This window comes from Pseudomonas sp. BN411 (assembly GCF_029871235.1).
Lineage (GTDB): Bacteria > Pseudomonadota > Gammaproteobacteria > Pseudomonadales > Pseudomonadaceae > Metapseudomonas.
The window spans coordinates 49,680-68,842 of sequence record NZ_SSOM01000042.1 but is presented as its reverse complement, the minus strand read 5'-3'; the positions used below and the strand labels follow the sequence as shown (position 1 = coordinate 68,842).

17 protein-coding genes and 2 tRNA genes are annotated in these 19,163 nt (G+C 61.7%); 17 read left to right on the top strand and 2 right to left on the bottom strand.

What is annotated here, in order from left to right; genetic code table 11:
* Nucleotides 1–11: 11 nt before the first annotated feature.
* Nucleotides 12–326, bottom strand: coding sequence for a YhbY family RNA-binding protein (locus E8F06_RS05535; RefSeq protein WP_280364993.1), 315 nt, complete (start codon nt 324–326; stop codon nt 12–14).
* Nucleotides 327–402: 76 nt separating this feature from the next.
* On the opposite strand from E8F06_RS05535, the gene rlmE reads away from it, so the two are divergent.
* From rlmE to E8F06_RS05450, 17 genes are all read left to right on the top strand, one after another.
* Complete coding sequence (gene rlmE / locus E8F06_RS05530) at nt 403–1,026, top strand: 23S rRNA (uridine(2552)-2'-O)-methyltransferase RlmE (RefSeq protein WP_179057725.1); 624 nt, start codon at nt 403–405, stop codon at nt 1,024–1,026.
* Nucleotides 1,027–1,227: 201 nt separating this feature from the next.
* Nucleotides 1,228–3,141 carry an ATP-dependent zinc metalloprotease FtsH gene (gene ftsH / locus E8F06_RS05525; RefSeq protein ID WP_280364990.1) on the top strand — a complete coding sequence of 638 codons (1,914 nt, stop codon included), beginning with the start codon at nt 1,228–1,230 and terminating at the stop codon, nt 3,139–3,141.
* Between the two features lie 9 nt (nt 3,142–3,150).
* The gene (folP, locus tag E8F06_RS05520; RefSeq protein WP_280364988.1) at nt 3,151–4,002 is read left to right on the top strand and encodes a dihydropteroate synthase; all 852 of its coding nucleotides are present in this window, start codon (nt 3,151–3,153) and stop codon (nt 4,000–4,002) included.
* Between the two features lie 18 nt (nt 4,003–4,020).
* Entirely contained in the window at nt 4,021–5,361 is a 1,341-nt protein-coding gene (gene glmM, locus E8F06_RS05515; protein ID WP_280364986.1) for a phosphoglucosamine mutase, read from the top strand.
* Nucleotides 5,362–5,426: 65 nt separating this feature from the next.
* Complete coding sequence (gene tpiA / locus E8F06_RS05510) at nt 5,427–6,182, top strand: triose-phosphate isomerase (protein ID WP_280364984.1); 756 nt, start codon at nt 5,427–5,429, stop codon at nt 6,180–6,182.
* A gap of 4 nt (nt 6,183–6,186) precedes the next feature.
* Nucleotides 6,187–6,570 carry a preprotein translocase subunit SecG gene (secG, locus tag E8F06_RS05505; RefSeq protein WP_280364981.1) on the top strand — a complete coding sequence of 128 codons (384 nt, stop codon included), beginning with the start codon at nt 6,187–6,189 and terminating at the stop codon, nt 6,568–6,570.
* 10 nt (nt 6,571–6,580) lie between these two features.
* A tRNA-Leu gene (locus E8F06_RS05500) sits at nt 6,581–6,666 on the top strand.
* A 97-nt stretch (nt 6,667–6,763) separates the two neighbouring features.
* Nucleotides 6,764–6,840 (top strand) — tRNA-Met (locus tag E8F06_RS05495).
* A gap of 130 nt (nt 6,841–6,970) precedes the next feature.
* A complete protein-coding gene (gene rimP, locus E8F06_RS05490; RefSeq protein WP_028630011.1) occupies nt 6,971–7,429 on the top strand; it encodes a ribosome maturation factor RimP in 459 nt (152 codons plus the stop codon).
* A gap of 47 nt (nt 7,430–7,476) precedes the next feature.
* Nucleotides 7,477–8,958, top strand: coding sequence for a transcription termination factor NusA (gene nusA, locus E8F06_RS05485; RefSeq protein WP_280364979.1), 1,482 nt, complete (start codon nt 7,477–7,479; stop codon nt 8,956–8,958).
* A gap of 25 nt (nt 8,959–8,983) precedes the next feature.
* Nucleotides 8,984–11,533, top strand: coding sequence for a translation initiation factor IF-2 (gene infB, locus E8F06_RS05480; protein WP_280364977.1), 2,550 nt, complete (start codon nt 8,984–8,986; stop codon nt 11,531–11,533).
* 94 nt (nt 11,534–11,627) lie between these two features.
* Nucleotides 11,628–12,017: a 30S ribosome-binding factor RbfA gene (rbfA, locus tag E8F06_RS05475; RefSeq protein WP_190831826.1), complete on the top strand. Its 390-nt coding sequence runs from the start codon at nt 11,628–11,630 to the stop codon at nt 12,015–12,017.
* Nucleotides 12,018–12,021: 4 nt separating this feature from the next.
* The gene (gene truB / locus E8F06_RS05470; RefSeq protein ID WP_280364974.1) at nt 12,022–12,939 is read left to right on the top strand and encodes a tRNA pseudouridine(55) synthase TruB; all 918 of its coding nucleotides are present in this window, start codon (nt 12,022–12,024) and stop codon (nt 12,937–12,939) included.
* Nucleotides 12,940–13,033: 94 nt separating this feature from the next.
* Nucleotides 13,034–13,303 (top strand): 30S ribosomal protein S15, encoded by a 270-nt coding sequence (rpsO, locus tag E8F06_RS05465; RefSeq protein WP_016494768.1) that lies wholly within the window; start codon nt 13,034–13,036, stop codon nt 13,301–13,303.
* Nucleotides 13,304–13,456: 153 nt separating this feature from the next.
* Nucleotides 13,457–15,565: a polyribonucleotide nucleotidyltransferase gene (gene pnp, locus E8F06_RS05460; protein ID WP_280364972.1), complete on the top strand. Its 2,109-nt coding sequence runs from the start codon at nt 13,457–13,459 to the stop codon at nt 15,563–15,565.
* 89 nt (nt 15,566–15,654) lie between these two features.
* A complete protein-coding gene (locus E8F06_RS05455; RefSeq protein ID WP_280364969.1) occupies nt 15,655–17,073 on the top strand; it encodes a DUF4013 domain-containing protein in 1,419 nt (472 codons plus the stop codon).
* 207 nt (nt 17,074–17,280) lie between these two features.
* The gene (locus E8F06_RS05450) at nt 17,281–17,640 is read left to right on the top strand and encodes a BON domain-containing protein (RefSeq protein ID WP_280364966.1); all 360 of its coding nucleotides are present in this window, start codon (nt 17,281–17,283) and stop codon (nt 17,638–17,640) included.
* Between the two features lie 58 nt (nt 17,641–17,698).
* Here E8F06_RS05450 and E8F06_RS05445 read toward each other — a convergent pair whose 3' ends face one another.
* The gene (locus E8F06_RS05445) at nt 17,699–19,153 is read right to left on the bottom strand and encodes a rhomboid family intramembrane serine protease (RefSeq protein ID WP_280364963.1); all 1,455 of its coding nucleotides are present in this window, start codon (nt 19,151–19,153) and stop codon (nt 17,699–17,701) included.
* Nucleotides 19,154–19,163: the final 10 nt, after the last annotated feature.

Here is a 19,163-nt window from a genome sequence, read left to right as displayed (position 1 = left end):
TGGCGGGAGGCTCAGAGACCGCTGAAGCGGCTGATGTTGGAGAGATTGCGGTTCGGCTTCGGATTGCGGCGATAGACCAGTGCCATCTTGCCGATGACCTGGACCAGTTCGCAGTTGCCGGCGGCACAGAGCTCGTCAATCAGGGCGCGGCGATCATCGCGCTCGATGATGCGGAACTGGACCTTGATCAGTTCGTGATCGTTCAGCGCGCGATCAAGCTCGGCCAGTACACCTTCGGTGAGGCCGTTTTCAGCCACCGTCAATACCGGTTTCAGGTGATGACCGATAGATTTGTATTGCTTCTTGTGCTCCGGTGAGAGCGCCATAATCAGACCCCTGCGAAAAAAGGCTGCTAGTTTACCCGAGTGATTCCGGGGCGCACAGCCGAACACGAGGTATACCGTGGCCCGTTCCAAGAGTAGCCAGCAATGGCTGCGAAGACATATCGACGACCCGTACGTCAAACAGGCGCAGAAGGACGGTTATCGTTCCCGCGCCAGCTACAAGCTGCTCGAAATCCAGGAGAAGGACCGCATCCTGCGGCCCGGCATGACCGTCGTCGACCTCGGCGCGGCGCCGGGCGGCTGGTCCCAGGTAACTAGCCGGGTGATCGGTGATCGCGGCCGGTTGATCGCTTCCGACATCCTGGAAATGGATAGCATTCCCGATGTGACCTTCATTCAGGGCGACTTCACCGATGATGAGGTCCTCACACGCATCCTCGAGGCGATCGGTGACAACCCGGTAGACCTTGTGATTTCCGATATGGCCCCCAATATGAGTGGCGTAAGGGCCTCCGATCAGCCGCGCTCGATGTTTCTCTGCGAGCTGGCGCTGGACCTGGCGGGCCGTACTCTGCGCCCGGGCGGCGATTTTCTGATCAAGATATTCCAGGGTGAAGGTTTCGACGTCTACCACAAGCAAGTGCGCGAGATGTTCGACAAGGTGCAGATGCGCAAGCCGCTTTCGTCGCGTGACAGCTCCCGGGAGCAATACCTGCTCGCGCGTGGCTTCCGCGGGGAATAGACTGCAACGGGGACCTGACTCGTCGGTCCCCTTCTGCAGGGGCTGGACACTGCAGCGAGGCCATCGGGCCTCATAAAGGGTTACAGACGGCGCCTGCCAGGGGCGGGGGTTGTGTAGTAAGTTAGGCCGGTTAACCACCAGCCGTTATGCGGGGTGCGCTCCAGGAAGGGGCCCGTTCCAGAGGGTAGCTAATTGAACGACATGGCAAAAAATCTGATCCTGTGGCTGATCATCGCCGCTGTGCTTGTCACGGTGATGAACAATTTCTCCAGCCCAAGCGAACCGCAGACCCTTAACTACTCGGAATTCATCGAGCAGGTTAAAGAAGGTAAAGTCGAGCGCGTGACCGTCGATGGCTTCGTCATCACCGGCAAGCGCAACGATGGCGAGTCCTTCAAGACCATTCGTCCGGCGATTCAGGACGGCGGCCTGATCGGCGACCTGATCGACAACAACGTGATCATCGAAGGCAAGCAGCCTGAGCAGCAGAGCATCTGGACTCAGTTGCTGGTGGCCAGCTTCCCGATCCTGGTGATCATCGCTGTCTTCATGTTCTTCATGCGCCAGATGCAGGGCGGCGGCGGTGGTCGCGGCGGCCCGATGAGCTTCGGCAAGAGCAAGGCGCGCCTGTTGTCGGAAGACCAGGTCAAGACCACCTTCGCCGACGTCGCCGGTTGCGACGAGGCCAAGGAAGAAGTCAGCGAACTGGTGGAATTCCTCCGCGATCCGGGCAAGTTCCAGCGCCTGGGCGGCCGTATCCCGCGCGGCGTGCTGATGGTCGGCCCGCCCGGTACCGGTAAGACCCTGCTGGCCAAGGCCATTGCCGGCGAAGCCAAGGTACCGTTCTTCACCATCTCCGGTTCCGATTTCGTTGAAATGTTCGTCGGTGTGGGTGCGTCCCGCGTCCGTGACATGTTCGACCAGGCCAAGAAGCACGCTCCCTGCATCATCTTCATCGACGAGATCGACGCCGTCGGTCGCCATCGCGGCGCCGGTCTGGGTGGTGGTCACGACGAGCGCGAGCAGACTCTCAACCAGCTGCTGGTCGAGATGGACGGCTTCGAAATGAATGACGGCATCATCGTGATCGCCGCTACCAACCGTCCTGACGTGCTGGACCCGGCCCTGCTGCGTCCGGGCCGCTTCGACCGCCAGGTGGTGGTTGGCCTGCCGGACATCCGTGGTCGCGAGCAGATCCTCAAGGTGCACATGCGCAAGGTGCCCATGGGCGATGACGTCGATCCGGCTGTGATCGCACGCGGTACCCCGGGCTTCTCCGGCGCCGACCTGGCCAACCTGGTCAACGAGGCTTCCCTGTTCGCCGCGCGCGTCAACAAGCGCCTGGTGGAAATGAAGGAATTCGAACTGGCCAAGGACAAGATCATGATGGGCGCCGAGCGCAAATCCATGGTCATGTCCGAGAAGGAAAAGCTCAACACCGCGTACCACGAAGCGGGTCACGCCATCGTAGGTCGTCTGGTGCCCGAGCATGACCCGGTCTACAAGGTGTCGATCATTCCGCGTGGCCGCGCCCTGGGCGTAACCATGTTCCTCCCCGAGGAGGATCGCTACAGCCTGTCCAAGCGCGCGCTGGTCAGCCAGATCTGCTCGCTGTTCGGCGGCCGTATTGCTGAAGAGATGACCCTGGGCTTCGACGGTGTCACCACCGGCGCCTCCAACGACATCATGCGCGCCACCCAGATCGCCCGGAACATGGTGACCAAGTGGGGCCTGTCCGAGAAACTCGGCCCGCTGATGTACGCGGAAGAGGAGGGCGAAGTGTTCCTCGGTCGCAGCGCGGGTGCGCAGCACGCCAACGTGTCCGGCGAAACCGCCAAGCTGATCGACCAGGAAGTCCGCCGCATCATCGATGAGAGCTATACCACCGCGAAGAACCTGCTGACGGAGAATCGCGACAAGCTCGACATGATGGCTGAGGCCCTGATGAAGTATGAAACCATCGACTCCGAGCAGATCGATGACATCATGTCTGGCCGAGTTGCGCGTGAGCCCAAGGACTGGCAGGGCGGTTCCGGTACCTCTGGTACCCCCGCACCGCGTGAAGAGGCCAAACGGCCTGAAACCCCCATCGGCGGGCCGGCTGGCGAACACTAAGGCCTGTAAATGAAGTCAGTGCAGTACCCGACCCGGTTGCCTTGCGGCAACCGGGTTCTTGATTTGGCCCAGCCTCATGTCATGGGCATCCTCAATGTCACCCCAGACTCCTTCTCCGATGGCGGCTGCTTCAATGCGCGCGACGCAGCGTTGCGCCACGCCGCCGAGATGGTCGCCGCTGGCGCGACCCTGATCGACGTCGGTGGCGAGTCCACCCGGCCCGGCGCTCGTCCGGTCTCCCCCACCGAAGAGCTCGAGCGCGTTGCCCCAGTGGTCGAACTCATCGCCCGTGAGTTGGATGTGGTGATCTCCCTGGATACATCCACGCCTGCCGTAATGCGCGAAGGTGCGCGCCTGGGCGCCGGGATGATCAACGATGTGCGCGCGTTGCGTCGTGATGGGGCCCTGGATGCCGCTGCCGATACCGGTCTTGCGGTGTGTCTCATGCACATGCTCGGCGAGCCGGGCAACATGCAGCAGGATCCACGCTACCAGGACGTCGTGCGCGAAGTCGGGGAGTTTCTCGCCGACCGCATGCAGGCCTGCCTGGCAGCTGGGATTTCGGAAGATCGTATCGTTCTCGATCCGGGTTTCGGCTTCGCCAAGACCCTGGCGCACAACCTCAGCCTGTTCAAGCATATGGAAGCGCTGCACCAGTTGGGGCGCCCTCTGCTGGTCGGGGTTTCACGAAAAAGCATGATTGGCCAGGCCTTGGGACGGGAAGTCCACCAACGGCTGTCCGGCGGGATCGCCCTGGCAGCCCTTGCGGTGGCCAAGGGTGCCTGCATCCTGCGCGTACACGATGTCGCGGAGACCGTGGACGCGGTACGCATGATCGCTGCGGTGCAAGCAGCGGAATAAGAAAACACGGAGCACCTCATGAGCAGAAAGTATTTTGGCACCGACGGTATTCGCGGGCGGGTCGGGCAGTTCCCGATTACTCCGGATTTCATGCTCAAGCTCGGTTGGGCTGCCGGCATGGCGTTCCGCAAGCAAGGCAAGAGCCGCATCCTGATTGGCAAGGACACGCGCATCTCCGGATACATGTTCGAGTCCGCTCTGGAGGCTGGGCTCTTGGCTGCCGGCGCCGACGTGATGCTGCTCGGCCCCATGCCTACCCCTGCCATCGCCTACCTCACTCGTACTTTCCTGGCGGACGCCGGCATCGTCATCAGTGCTTCGCACAACCCGCACCATGACAACGGCATCAAGTTCTTCTCCGGCAAGGGCACCAAGCTCTCGGATGAGGTGGAGCTGATGATCGAAGAGCTCCTGGATCAGCCGATGACCGTGGTGGAGTCGGAGCAGCTCGGCAAGGTGACTCGCATCAACGACGCTGCGGGCCGCTACATCGAGTTCTGCAAGAGCACCACTCCCATCAGCACCGACTTTGCCGGTCTCAAGCTGGTAATCGACTGCGCCCATGGCGCCACCTACAAGGTCGCTCCCAGCGTGTTTCGTGAGCTGGGTGCCCAGGTGCATGTGCTGGCGAACCAGCCCAATGGCCTCAACATCAACGATGATTGTGGTTCGACCCACATGGGCAGGCTGCAGGCTGCAGTGGCCGAGCAGAATGCCGACATCGGCATCGCATTCGATGGCGACGGTGACCGTGTGCTGATGGTGGATCACACCGGCACCGTGGTTGACGGCGACGAACTGATCTATCTGATCGCTCGCGACCTGCATGGCCGTGACAAGCTGCAGGGTGGTGTGGTCGGTACCCTGATGAGCAATCTCGGTATGGAGTTGGCACTGAAGGACCTCGGCATTCCATTCATTCGTGCGAAGGTCGGTGACCGCTACGTGATGAGTGAGCTTCAGGCCAACGGGTGGACCCTGGGCGGCGAAAACTCCGGCCATATCGTTTGCAGTCACTTCACCACCACTGGTGATGCCATCGTCTCCGCCTTGCAGGTGTTGCTCGCGCTGCAACGAAGCGGCCAGTCTCTGGCAGAAGCGCGCCAGGGCATGCGCAAGTGCCCGCAGGTCCTGATCAATGTGCGCTATGCCGGCAACGGTGTTGATCCGGTCAAGCACCCGGCGGTACAGGACGCATGCGCCCGTGTTACTGAGAAGATGGCCGGTCGCGGTCGCGTCCTGCTGCGCAAGTCCGGCACCGAGCCACTTGTGCGAGTGATGGTCGAAGGCGACGACGAAAAGCTGGTGCGCGGCTATGCCGAAGAGCTGGCGAAAGTCGTGACTGAGGTATGTGCTTGATTTCTCTTGCTAGTTGGAAATCTCTTGGGTAACATCTGCGCCCACTTTGATCGACGAGATAAAGCATGCGCCGACCTCTGGTAGCCGGTAACTGGAAAATGCACGGTACCCGCGCCAGCGTCGCAGAGCTGATCAAAGGCTTGCGCCAATTGGCCTTGCCTGCTGGCGTCGAAGTCGCGGTGATGCCGCCCTGTCTGTACATCAATCAGGTCATTCAAGGCCTGGACGGCAAGTCGATTGTCGTGGGTGCGCAGAATTGTGCGGTAGAGCCGGTGCAGGGAGCCCTCACCGGAGAGATCGCGGCAAGCCAGTTGGCAGACGTGGGTTGCAACCTGGTTCTGGTCGGTCATTCGGAGCGTCGCCTGATTCTGGGCGAGAGCGACGAAGTCGTGAGTCGCAAGTTCGCTGCTGCTCAATCCTGTGGTCTGGTTCCGGTGCTGTGCGTCGGAGAGACCCGGGAGCAGCGCGAAGCTGGCAAGACGCTTGAGGTTGTCGGGCGTCAGCTGGGTAGCGTGATCGAAGAGCTTGGTGTGGGCGCGTTTGCGCGGGCGGTAATAGCCTATGAGCCGGTTTGGGCGATAGGTACGGGGCTGACGGCCTCGCCGCAACAGGCGCAAGAGGTTCATGCGGCGATTCGCTCGCAGCTGGCGGCGGAAAATGCCGAAGTTGCTCGCGGTGTACGGATTCTGTACGGCGGCAGTGTGAAGGCGGCCAGTGCGGCCGACTTGTTCGGCATGCCGGATATCGATGGGGGGCTCGTTGGTGGTGCCTCCCTGAATGCGGATGAGTTCGGTGCGATCTGTCGCGCCGCAGGAAGCTGACAAGATGCTGGAAACTGTCGTTATTGTGGTGCACTTGCTGGTCGCTCTGGGTGTTGTAGGCCTGGTGCTGGTTCAGCAGGGCAAAGGCGCAGATGCTGGTGCCTCGTTCGGTTCTGGTGCTTCGGCAACCGTTTTCGGAAGCCAAGGTTCCGCTACCTTTCTGAGTCGCTTTACTGGTATACTCGCAGCGGTTTTTTTCATTACCAGTCTGGGTTTAGCGTTCTTTGCTAAAGAAAAGGCTGAGGCGCTGAGCAACGTAGGCCTGCCGGATCCGGCGGCTCTCGAAGTTCAACCCGCCAAACCGGCAGCTGACGATGTGCCGGTGCTCGAAGAGCAGAAGCCAGCCACCCAGTCGGGTGACGTGCCTCAGGCTCCGGAGCAGAAGTAAGGCAAGTTTTGCCGAGGTGGTGGAATTGGTAGACACGCTACCTTGAGGTGGTAGTGGCCATAGGCTGTAGGGGTTCGAGTCCCCTCCTCGGTACCATATAAAGAGAGGCCCGCAGAGATGCGGGCTTTCTTCTTCGCGGGATGTTCGGTTGACCATGCAAGGTGCTGGCCGTATAATCTCGCACCAGCTTTGACGCGGGGTGGAGCAGTCTGGTAGCTCGTCGGGCTCATAACCCGAAGGTCGTTGGTTCAAATCCAGCCCCCGCAACCAGTAGTCGCGAAGCCCCTTTTTAGGGGCTTTTTGCTAGCTGGACAGTTGGCCTCCGATCAATGATCAGGTGGTTTGAAGGGATGGGCGTTTCGCCCATTTTTTATTTGCACAGCATGCGAGAGGCGATCAGGTGTCGAGCAAGCTAGAACAGTTGCAGGCCTTGTTGGCCCCGGTAGTCGAAGCGCTCGGTTATCAGTGCTGGGGCATCGAGTTCCTGTCTCAAGGGCGGCATTCACTGCTGCGGATCTATATCGATCACGAAAACGGCATCCTGGTAGACGACTGCGAGAAAGTCAGCCGTCAAATCAGCGGCGTGCTCGATGTCGAGGACCCGATCAGCAGCGAGTACACCCTCGAAGTATCGTCGCCAGGTATGGATCGTCCGCTGTTCACCCTAGAACAGTTTGCGGCCCACGCTGGTGAACTGGTCAAGATCAAGCTGCGTTCGCCCTTTGAAGGTCGACGCAATTTTCAGGGGCTTCTCCGCGGGGTGGAGGAGCAGGACGTGGTGGTTCTCATCGAAGACCGCGAGTTCCTCCTGCCGATCGAACTGATCGACAAGGCCAACATCATTCCCCGTTTTGACTGAGACGCGGATCCCGCGGATCCAATGGATTGCGAAAGGCGAGGCGTACGATGAGCAAAGAAGTACTGCTGGTTGTTGAGTCGGTATCCAACGAAAAAGGTGTACCGGCCGGCGTGATTTTCGAGGCGCTGGAGCTGGCCCTGGCCACCGCTACCAAGAAGCGTTACGAGGACGAGGTCGACCTGCGTGTGTCGATCAATCGTCAGAGCGGTAACTACGACACCTACCGTCGCTGGGCTGTGGTCGAGGAAACTGATTTCGAGGACCCGGCTATCCAGCTGACCCTGGATCAGGCCCAGGAGCGCGATGAGAAAGCCAAGATCGGCGACATCATCGAAGAGAAGATCGAGTCCATCGAGTTCGGTCGCATCGCAGCCCAGACCGCCAAGCAGGTCATCGTGCAGAAAGTGCGCGAAGCCGAGCGCGCTCAGGTTGTCGAAGCCTACCGCGAGAAACTGGGCGACATCATTTCCGGCACCGTGAAGAAGGTCACCCGCGATAACGTGATCGTCGACCTCGGCAACAACGCCGAAGCGCTGCTGGCCCGCGAGGACATCATCGCCCGCGAGACTTTCCGTGTTGGCGCCCGCGTACGTGCTCTGCTGAAGGAAATCCGCACCGAGAACCGCGGCCCGCAGCTGATCCTGTCGCGCACCGCGCCGCAGATGCTGATCGAACTGTTCCGCATCGAAGTGCCGGAAATCGCCGAAGAGCTGATCGAAGTAATGGCTGCCTCCCGTGATCCGGGTTCCCGCGCCAAGATTGCCGTGCGCTCCAAGGACAAACGTATTGACCCGCAGGGCGCCTGCATCGGCATGCGCGGTTCCCGTGTCCAGGCCGTATCCGGCGAACTGGGTGGCGAGCGCGTCGATATCGTCCTGTGGGACGACAACCCTGCGCAGTTCGTGATCAACGCCATGGCTCCGGCCGAAGTGGTGGCGATCATCGTCGACGAAGATGCCCATGCAATGGACATCGCCGTTGCCGAAGACAACCTGGCCCAGGCCATTGGTCGTGGTGGCCAGAACGTGCGCCTGGCCAGCCAGCTTACCGGCTGGACCCTGAACGTGATGACCGAAGCGGACATCCAGGCCAAGCAGCAAGCCGAAACCGGCGACATCCTGCGTGCCTTCGTCGAAGAACTGGAAGTGGACGAAGAGCTGGCTCAGGTACTGGTGGAAGAAGGTTTCACCAGCCTGGAAGAAATCGCCTACGTACCCATGGAAGAAATGCTCAGCATCGACGGCTTCGACGAGGACATCGTCAACGAGCTGCGTGCTCGTGCGAAGGACCGCCTGCTGACCAAGGCCATCGCGACCGAAGAGAAGCTGGCGGATGCCCAGCCTGCCGAAGACCTGCTTTCTCTGGAAGGCATGGACAAGGATCTGGCTGTTGAACTCGCCGTACGTGGCGTTATTAACCGCGAAGACCTAGCCGAGCAGTCGATTGATGACCTGCTCGACATCGACGGCATGGACGAAGAGCGTGCCGGCAAGCTGATCATGGCCGCCCGAGCCCACTGGTTCGAGTAAGTTTCGCGGCCTAGGAGAGAAGTGCATGACGCAAGTCACGGTGAAAGAACTGGCCCAAGTGGTCGATACACCGGTGGAGCGCCTGCTGCTGCAGATGCGCGAGGCGGGATTGCCGCACACCAGCGCCGAACAGGTTGTAACCGACAATGAGAAGCAGGCCCTGCTGGCCCATCTCAAGAGCAGCCACGGTGAGCGCCTGGAAGAGCCGCGCAAGATTACCCTGCAGCGCAAGACCACTACTACGTTGAGGGTCGCCGGTAGCAAGACCATCAACGTCGAAGTACGCAAGAAGAAAACCTACGTCAAGCGCAGCCCTGACGAGATCGAGGCTGAGCGTCAGCGCGAACTCGAAGAGCAACGCGCGGCGGAGGAAGCTGCTCGACTGAAGGCCGAGGAAGAAGCTCGTCAGCGTGCCGAAGAGGCTGCTCGTCGTGATGCTGAAGCTCGCGCCAAGGAAGCTGCCCCGACCGCCACGGTCAATGCCGCTCCGGCTGTCGAGCCTGCTGCTGCAGCTCCTGTTGCTGCCGCTGCCACCGCCGCGCCGGCCACTGGCGCAGCCGCTGGTGCCGCAGCTGCTGGTGCCGAGCGCAAGAAAGAAGAGGTGCGTCGCCCCGAACGTGCTCGCGACGAAGACGATCGCCGCGACCGCAAGCATGCGCAGCACCGTCCTTCGCTCAAGGAAAAAGAAAAGGCTCCGGCCCCCCGCGTTGCTCCGCGCAGCACCGAAGAGGAAAGCGATTCCTTCCGTCGTGGTGGGCGTGGCGGCAAAGGCAAGCTGAAGAAGCGTAACCAGCACGGGTTCCAGAGCCCGACAGGACCTATCGTGCGTGAAGTCAGCATTGGCGAGACCATCACCGTGGCCGAACTGGCCGCCCAGATGTCCGTCAAGGGCGCAGAAGTCGTCAAGTTCATGTTCAAGATGGGCACCCCGGTGACCATCAACCAGGTGCTCGATCGCGAAACCGCCCAGCTGATCGCCGAAGAACTCGGCCACAAGGTCAAGCTGGTCAACGAGAACGCCCTGGAAGAGCAACTGGCCGAATCCCTGAAGTTCGAAGGCGAGGCCCTGACCCGTGCGCCGGTAGTGACCGTGATGGGTCACGTCGACCACGGCAAGACCTCTCTGCTCGACTACATCCGCCGTACCAAGGTGGCCAGCGGTGAAGCGGGTGGCATCACCCAGCACATCGGTGCCTACCACGTGGAAACCGATCGCGGCATGGTGACCTTCCTGGACACCCCGGGTCACGCGGCGTTCACCGCCATGCGTGCTCGTGGTGCCAAGGCCACTGACATCGTCATCCTGGTGGTAGCGGCTGACGACGGCGTGATGCCGCAGACCGTGGAAGCCGTGCAGCATGCGAAAGCGGCCGGCGTTCCGATCGTGGTCGCGGTCAACAAGATGGACAAGCCCGAAGCCAACCCGGACAACATCAAGAACGGCCTGGCCGCTCTGGATGTGATTCCGGAAGAGTGGGGCGGCGATACTCAGTTCGTACCTGTGTCGGCAAAGGCCGGTACCGGTGTCGACGAACTGCTCGAAGCCGTACTGCTGCAGGCTGAAGTTCTGGAACTCACCGCCACCCCGTCGGCCCCTGGCCGTGGTGTCGTGGTCGAGTCCCGTCTGGACAAGGGCCGTGGTCCGGTCGCTACCGTGCTGGTTCAGGACGGTACCCTGCGTCAGGGCGACATGGTCCTCTGCGGCGTCAACTATGGCCGCGTCCGCGCCATGCTCGACGAGAACGGCAAGCCGGTTAAAGAAGCCGGTCCGTCCATCCCTGTCGAGATCCTCGGCCTGGATGGTACGCCGGACGCCGGTGATGACCTGACCGTGGTCGCCGACGAGAAGAAAGCACGTGAAGTTGCCCTGTTCCGTCAAGGCAAGTTCCGCGAGGTCAAGCTGGCTCGCCAGCAGTCCTCCAAGCTCGAGAACATCTTCGAGAACATGGGCCAGGACGAGAAGAAGACCCTCAACATCGTGCTCAAGTCCGATGTGCGTGGTTCTCTCGAGGCCCTGCAGGGTGCCCTGTCCGACATCGGCAACGAAGAAGTCCAGGTGCGTGTTGTGGGTGGCGGCGTAGGTGGTATCACCGAGAGCGACGCCAACCTGGCGCTGGCGTCCAATGCCGTGCTGTTCGGCTTCAACGTGCGTGCCGACGCTGGCGCGCGCAAGATCGTCGAGCAGGAAGGTCTGGACCTGCGCTACTACAACATCATCTACGACATCATCGAAGACGTTAAGAAAGCACTGTCCGGCATGCTGGGCAGCGAAGTCCGGGAGAACATCCTGGGTATCGCCGAGGTGCGCGACGTGTTCCGTTCGCCGAAGTTCGGTGCGGTCGCCGGCTGCATGGTTACCGAGGGTCTGGTACACCGCAACCGTCCGATCCGCGTACTGCGCGACGATGTAGTGATCTTCGAAGGCGAACTGGAATCCCTGCGCCGCTTCAAGGACGACGTGTCCGAGGTGCGTGCCGGCATGGAGTGCGGTATCGGCGTGAAGAGCTACAACGACGTGAAAGTCGGAGACAAGATCGAAGTCTTCGAGAAGGTCCAGGTGGCGCGCACCCTGTAAGTGTCGCGCTTGCCACAAGCCGGGAGCCAGGAGCTGGAAGCCATCGCTTTCCACTCCTGGCTTTCGTCTTTTAAGCGTTCATGAGTGAAACGAAATGGCTAAAGACTACAGCCGTACCCAACGCATCGGCGACCAGATGCAGCGCGAACTGGCGTTGCTGATCCAGCGTGAGATCAAGGACCCGCGCCTGGGTCTGGTGACCATCACCGCAGTGGACGTGAGCCGCGACCTGTCCCACGCCAAGGTGTTCATCACCGTCATGGGTCAGGACGACAATGTCGAGAAGGTCAAGCTTAACTGCGACATCCTGCAGGACGCCGCCGGCTTCCTGCGCATGCAGCTGGGCAAGGCCATGAAGCTGCGCAGCGTGCCGCAACTGCACTTCCACTACGACGCCAGCATCCGTCGTGGTGCGGAGCTGTCGGCGCTGATCGAGCGTGCCGTGGCGGAAGACCGCAAGCACCAGGGCAGCGACGAGGAGTAATGGCGTGGCCCAGGTGAAACGTATCCGCCGCAACGTCAGCGGCGTGCTGATCCTCGACAAGCCGCGTGGCATGAGCTCCAACGCCGCGCTGCAGAAGGTGCGCTGGCTGCTCAATGCCGAGAAGGCTGGTCATACCGGCAGCCTCGACCCCCTGGCCACCGGCGTCCTGCCGCTGTGCTTTGGCGAGGCGACCAAGTTCTCCCAGTACCTGCTGGACGCCGACAAGGGCTATGAAACCCTGGCCCAGCTTGGCGTTACCACCTCCACGGGTGATGCCGAAGGTGAAGTGACCGAGCGTCGCGAGGTGACCGTTGGTCGCGAGGACATTGAGGCTCTGCTGCCGCGTTTTCGCGGTGAAATCAAGCAGATACCTCCGATGTACTCGGCCCTGAAGAAGGACGGCCAACCCCTCTACAAGCTGGCCCGTGCTGGCGAAGTAGTGGAGCGCGAGGCGCGTTCTGTTACTATTGCGCGCTTGGATTTGCTGGCCTGTGAAAACAGCCAGGCAAGACTGGCGGTAGCCTGCAGCAAGGGCACCTATATCCGCACCCTGGTCGAAGATCTCGGCCAGGCACTGGGATGCGGGGCACACGTGGCAGAGTTGCGCCGGACCCAGGCGGGACCCTTCGTGCTGGCCCAGGCGATCAGCCTGGAGACCCTGGAGAAGGTTCACGCCGAGGGTGGCAACGAGGCACTCGACCAGTTCCTCCTGCCGGTCGACAGCGGGCTGGAGCACTGGCCGCTGATCCAGCTGACCGAGCACAGCGCCTACTACTGGCTACATGGCCAGCCGGTGCGGGCTCCGGAAGCACCCAAGTTCGGCATGATGCGAGTACAGGATCACACCGGTCGCTTCATCGGAATCGGTGAAGTGAGCGATGACGGGCGCGTTGCGCCGCGTCGACTGATTCGGTCGGAATGACCGATCCGAGGATGGCTGTTAATAGGCACGGTCAATCCTCTTTTTTGAACACGGGGCGAAGGTCCCGGCCTATTACTCTCAGAGGAAGCCCATCATGGCACTGAGCGTTACTGAAAAAGCCCAGATCGTTAACGAGTACAAGCAAGCTGAAGGCGATACCGGTTCTCCGGAAGTGCAGGTTGCCCTGCTGACCGCCAACATCAACAAGCTGCAGGATCACTTCAAGGCCAACGGCAAAGACCACCACTCCCGTCGTGGTCTGATCCGCATGGTTAACCAGCGCCGCAAGCTGCTGGACTACCTGAAGGGTAAGGACACCTCTCGTTACAGCGCCCTGATCGGTCGTCTGGGTCTGCGTCGCTAAGCGACTCAGATGAGCTGGAAGCTGGAAAACCGGAAGCTGGACATCGTTCCAGCTTTCGGCTTTCCAGCTTCTGGTTTTTTAAGGGATTGAATCGGGTCCGACTCCCGCCTCTCCCACGATTTCCCCCAAGGCAACATAGAGAAGGAAAACACCGTGAACCCGGTAATCAAGAAGTTCCAGTTCGGTCAATCGACCGTTACCCTCGAGACTGGCCGTATCGCCCGTCAAGCCTCCGGTGCCGTTCTGGTCACCATGGATGAAGACGTCACCGTTCTGGTGACCGTGGTTGGCGCCAAGCAGGCCGACCCGGGCAAGGGTTTCTTCCCGCTGTCCGTCCACTACCAAGAGAAAACCTACGCCGCTGGCCGTATCCCCGGTGGTTTCTTCAAGCGTGAAGGCCGTCCTTCCGAGAAGGAAACCCTGACCTCGCGCCTGATCGACCGTCCGATCCGTCCGCTGTTCCCGGAAGGTTTCCTGAACGAAGTTCAGGTCATCTGCACCGTGGTTTCCACCAACAAGAAGACCGATCCGGACATCGCTGCCATGATCGGTACCTCCGCAGCCCTGGCCATCTCCGGCATTCCGTTCAGCGGCCCGATCGGTGCCGCGCGCGTGGCCTACCACGAAGAAGCCGGCTACCTGCTGAACCCGAACTACGAGCAGCTGAAAGCCTCCGCCCTGGACATGGTCGTTGCCGGTACCGAAGACGCCGTGCTGATGGTTGAGTCCGAAGCTCAAGAGCTGACCGAAGACCAGATGCTGGGCGCCGTTCTGTTCGCCCACCAGGAATTCCAGTCCGTGATCACCGCGGTCAAGGAATTCGCTGCCGAAGCCGGCAAGCCGACCTGGAACTGGACCGCCCCGGCTGAAAACACCGCTCTGCTCAGCGCCATCAAGGCCGAGTTCGGCGAGGCCATCTCCCAGGCCTACACCATCACCATCAAGCAGGACCGCTACAACCGTCTCGACGAGTTGCGCGACCAGGTCATCGCCCGCTTCGTTGGCGAGGAAGAAGGTCAGTTCCCGGCTGGTGAAGTGAAAGACGCCTTCGGCCTGCTGGAATACCGCACCGTTCGCGAGAACATCGTTAACGGCAAGCCGCGTATCGACGGCCGTGACACCCGCACCGTGCGTCCGCTGAAGATCGAAGTCGGCGTGCTGGACAAGACCCACGGTTCCGCCCTGTTCACCCGTGGCGAAACCCAGGCCCTGGTCGTTGCCACCCTCGGCACCGCCCGTGACGCCCAGCTGCTGGACACCCTGGAAGGCGAGCGCAAGGACGCCTTCATGCTGCACTACAACTTCCCGCCCTTCTCGGTAGGTGAGTGCGGTCGTATGGGCAGCGCCGGCCGCCGCGAAATCGGCCACGGCCGTCTGGCCCGTCGTGGCGTTTCCGCCATGCTGCCGAAAGGTGACGAGTTCCCCTACACCATCCGTGTGGTTTCCGAAATCACCGAGTCCAACGGCTCCAGCTCCATGGCTTCGGTCTGCGGCGCTTCCCTGGCTCTGATGGACGCCGGCGTGCCGATGAAGGCGCCGGTTGCCGGTATCGCCATGGGTCTGGTGAAGGAAGGTGACAAGTTCGCCGTCCTGACCGACATCCTGGGCGACGAAGACCACCTGGGCGACATGGACTTCAAAGTAGCCGGTACCGCCAAGGGCGTGACCGCGCTGCAGATGGACATCAAGATCAACGGCATCACCGAAGAGATCATGGAGATCGCTCTGGAGCAGGCTCTGGAAGCGCGTCTGAACATCCTCGGCCAGATGAACCAGATCATCGCTGAGTCCCGCAGCGAGCTGTCGGCCAACGCTCCGACCATGATCGCGATGAAGATCGACACCGATAAGATCCGCGACGTCATCGGCAAGGGCGGCGCCACCATCCGTTCGATCTGCGAAGAGACCAAGGCCTCCATCGACATCGAAGACGATGGCAGCGTGAAGATCTTCGGCGAGACCAAGGAAGCTGCCGAGGCCGCGCGTCAGCGCGTTCTGGGTATCACCGCTGAAGCTGAAGTCGGCAAGGTGTACGTGGGCAAGGTCGAGCGCATCGTCGATTTCGGCGCCTTCGTCAACATCCTGCCGGGCAAAGACGGTCTGGTGCACATCTCGCAGATCAGCGACAAGCGCATCGACAAGGTCACCGACGTTCTGCAGGAAGGCCAGGAAGTCAAAGTCCTGGTTCTCGACGTCGACAACCGTGGTCGCATCAAGCTGTCGATGAAGGACGTAGAAGCTGCCGAAGCTTCCGGCGTCTGATAATCGTCACGCAATAGAAGAGAGGGCCCCTTGCGGGCCCTCTTTTTTTGCCTGGAGAATGGCAAACCGCCACCGTACCTGGATCAGTCATGGACAAGACGCTCTGCCAGTACCACCCAGCCCAACCCGCGACCTGGCACTGCGTGCCTTGCCAGCGCCATTTCGGCGATTGCTGCATTCCCCTCAACGCTGATGCTCCCGACGATAGCCCGGCCTGCCCCCTGTGCCGCAGCGAGCTCACCTTCCTCGGCGCGGCCAACACCGCCCAGCCGTTCTGGGAACGCCTGCCGCAGTTCTTCGCCTATGGCCTGCAGAGCAGCCCACTGGCCTTCAGTGCCCTATTGGCCCTGGCTGGCCTGTTCATGCCGCGTTCGCTGGTCCTCTGGAGCATCCTGCTGAGCGTGGCTACCAAGTATTTCCACAGCGTGATCGAGTCCAGCAGCGAAGGCGTGCGCGAGGCGCCGAGCCTGGTCAGTGCCTTTGGTGGTGATGGTTTCTCGCTGTTCATCAAGCAGGTGCTGGTCTTCGCCATTGCGCTGGGTGCGCTCTGGCTGGCGGCGGACTTCAACAGCGAAACCATCTTCTGGGTGGTCAACATCGCCATCGTCTTGCTGCTGCCCGCCAGCATCATCCGCCTGGCACTGAGCAAGGAACTGGGTTCTGCCCTGAGCCCCGATCAGGTCGGTGAAGTGATCAAGGCCATGGGCTGGCGTTACCTGATTCTCTGCGCCTTCCTCTTCATCCTCTGGCAGTCCCCGAGCTATGTGGCCTGGATGCTTTCCGGTGGCCTGCCGAGGGTCGTGCTGATGCCCATCGCCACCTTCCTCTTCGGTTATTTCGGCGTCGTGATGTGCTGCATGATGGGCTACGCGGTGTTCCAGTATCAGGGCGCACTGGGCTTTGCCATTGCCGAGGAGGGCGCCCAGCAGGGGATGCCGGAGAATGAATGGCGCCGCCGCAAGGCCCTGGCCGAAGCCGAGATCCGCCTCAAGGAAGGCCAGAGTGATGGTGCGCTGGAAACCCTGGCCAACGCGTTGCGGCGCGATCCGGAGGACTTGCGCCTGAACGAGCGCTACCACCAGCTGCTGTTTGGTTTGGGGGCTCACGAGCGCTGCCTGCGTCATCTGGACCACTACCTGCCCCTGGCCGCGCGCCAGAACCCGGCTTTGGCCGCCACCGCGCTGCTCAACGCCCGCCAGTTCAAGGTCGATTTCCAGCCGGCCGACGCCCTGGTCTGTGAGCAAGTTGCCGGGGCGCTGCTGGATCGGCACAAGGTGCGCGAGGCCCTCAGCCTGCTGCGCAATCTGCATCAGCGCTTCCCTGATTACCCGCACATTCCACGCGCCTACCTGCTGGCGGCCCGTGGTTTCGCTGAAGGCCTCGGGCAGTTGGAGCCGGCGCAGAAGCTGCTGGCCTACATCCGCACGCGCTATCCGGCCTCGCCGTTGCTGGATCAGGTCAGTGCCCTGGAGGGCACCATCGCGAAGCTGGGTAGCGCCGGCCGCTGAGTCCGTTTTCATCGTGCAGTCTGCAACGCCTCAGTGGCGTGAACATGCAGACTGCATGCAAACGGATGCTTGGCTGTTTTCCTATCTCATTGATCTGGCGGATCTTTTTCTTCGCTGGAAAGCTGGCACAGGCCTTGCGACGTTCCTGCTGAGCCTGCAACCAGTTGCTTGATGCAGACGTTCCGGAGAAGAGAGGAGACCCACCTCATGAAACAGACTTTCACCAAATGGACCTTTGCCGCTGTCACTGCCGCCGCCATGAGCCTGCCGTTCGCGACCGGCGCCTATGCAGAAACCAGCGGTCACCCGATGCTGGCAGCCAGCGAGACCATGCAGAAAGCCGAAGACGCGGTCTCTGATACCTGGATCACCAGCAAAGTCAAATCCACCTTCCTGGCCGACAAGAACCTCAGCGGGATGGACATCAAGGTTGAAACCAACCAGGGCGTGGTCGCGCTGTCCGGTACGGTGCAGAGCGACGCCGAGCGTGACCTGGCCATCGACACCGCCAAGGGCATCAAGGGTGTCACCGCGGTTTCCGCCGACGGCCTGAAGTCCTCCCAGTAACTACCGTCCAGGCAAATGCACAAGGCCCCGCCTATGCGGGGCCTTGTCGTTCGAGGATTCAGCGCGCGAGGTGCTGCTGGTAGAGCGCCAGTTGCCGGGTCTGCTCCGCTTCGGGGAAGGCCCGGCGCAGGTATTGGCCGAGTTCGCCCACTCCGCGCAGGTCCTGGCGTTGGCCCAGCTGCTTGGCCAGCTGCAGCGTCAGACCGGGGAGCTGCGGCGGCACCGGGCTTACCTGGCAGAGGCGGCGCCACGGCGCCATGGCGCGGGTGCTGTCGCCAGCCTTGATCAGCCGTTGCAGCAGGTGCAACAGCACGGCCGGGTGCTGCAGCAGGCGCTGCTGCGGGTCCGCCACATCGTCCGCGAGCTTCTGTAGCAGGGGCAGGGCGGTGGCCTGTTCCGGCAGGGCGAACAGTTGCTTCAGCACGGCGGCCAACAGGGGCTTGTCCTGGCGGCTCTTGGCCAGCGGATAGAGACGTTCCAGCAGTGCCAGCCTGCCGGGATAGCGTTGCAGCAAATCGAGGCCCCGAGGCGCGGCCTGATCAAGGGCAAAACGTCCGATCAACTGGTCCAGGGCGGCCAGTTCGCGCTTGAAGGGAGCGTCCGGGTCTTCCTTGCTGAGGTAGGCCTCGTCCACCTTGAGGAAGCCCACCCGGTGCAGCAGCCAGGTGGCCAGGAAGCCAAAGGCCAGGCCACCGAGGTGCGCGTAGTAGTTCACGTGGTCGTCGGCCAGCAGGACGCCATACAGTTCCTTGCCGAGCCAAGCGGGGAATATCCACAGGGCGGGGGCCTTGAAGTAGCCGATCAGCGGGCCCAGCCAGTAGAAGAAGCGAATCTTGCGCAGCCCGTATACGCCGATGGTCATACCCATCAACCCTGATACCGCGCCGGAGGCACCAATGCCTGCCACCCAGGCGGGGTCCAGTGCCCACCAGAGCAGGTGAGAAGCCAGTCCGCTGGCCAGGTAGAGGCCGAGATAGACCCAGCGTCCCAGGGCCGCTTCCAGGGCGAAGCCGCAGATGAACAGGAAGATCATGTTGCCCAGCAGGTGATCGAAGCTGCCGTGCAGGAACATGGCGCCGAACAGCCCCTGGACGCTGAACTTGTTGGGGATGAAGCCAAAGCGCTGGGAGCTGATCTTGTCTCGCGCCGCCTCGGCCTTCTGTCGCGTCTGTTGCCATGCGGGATCGGCCTTGTAGGCCGGGGAGCGGTGCAGCCAGTCCTCGAATTCCAGGTCACGCAGGATGATGGTCGCCAGTTGCTGGCGACGCATGCCATCGATGGCGTGGCGCTGGTCGGCGTCGAACTTTTCCCGCTCCACCAGGTGGTCGACGAACAGGGCGCGCTCGCGATTGAGCAGGCCGCCGTCCAGATAGAGTTGCTGGGCCTCTTCGATCCGTGCCTGGTCACCGCCCTGATAGACGATGTAGATCAGGGTGTTGAGCAGGATCAGCAGCAGGGTGATGACCGGCGGCCGCCGCCAGTCCAGGGGTTGATCAGCGGGAAGGATGATCATCGCGCGCGGC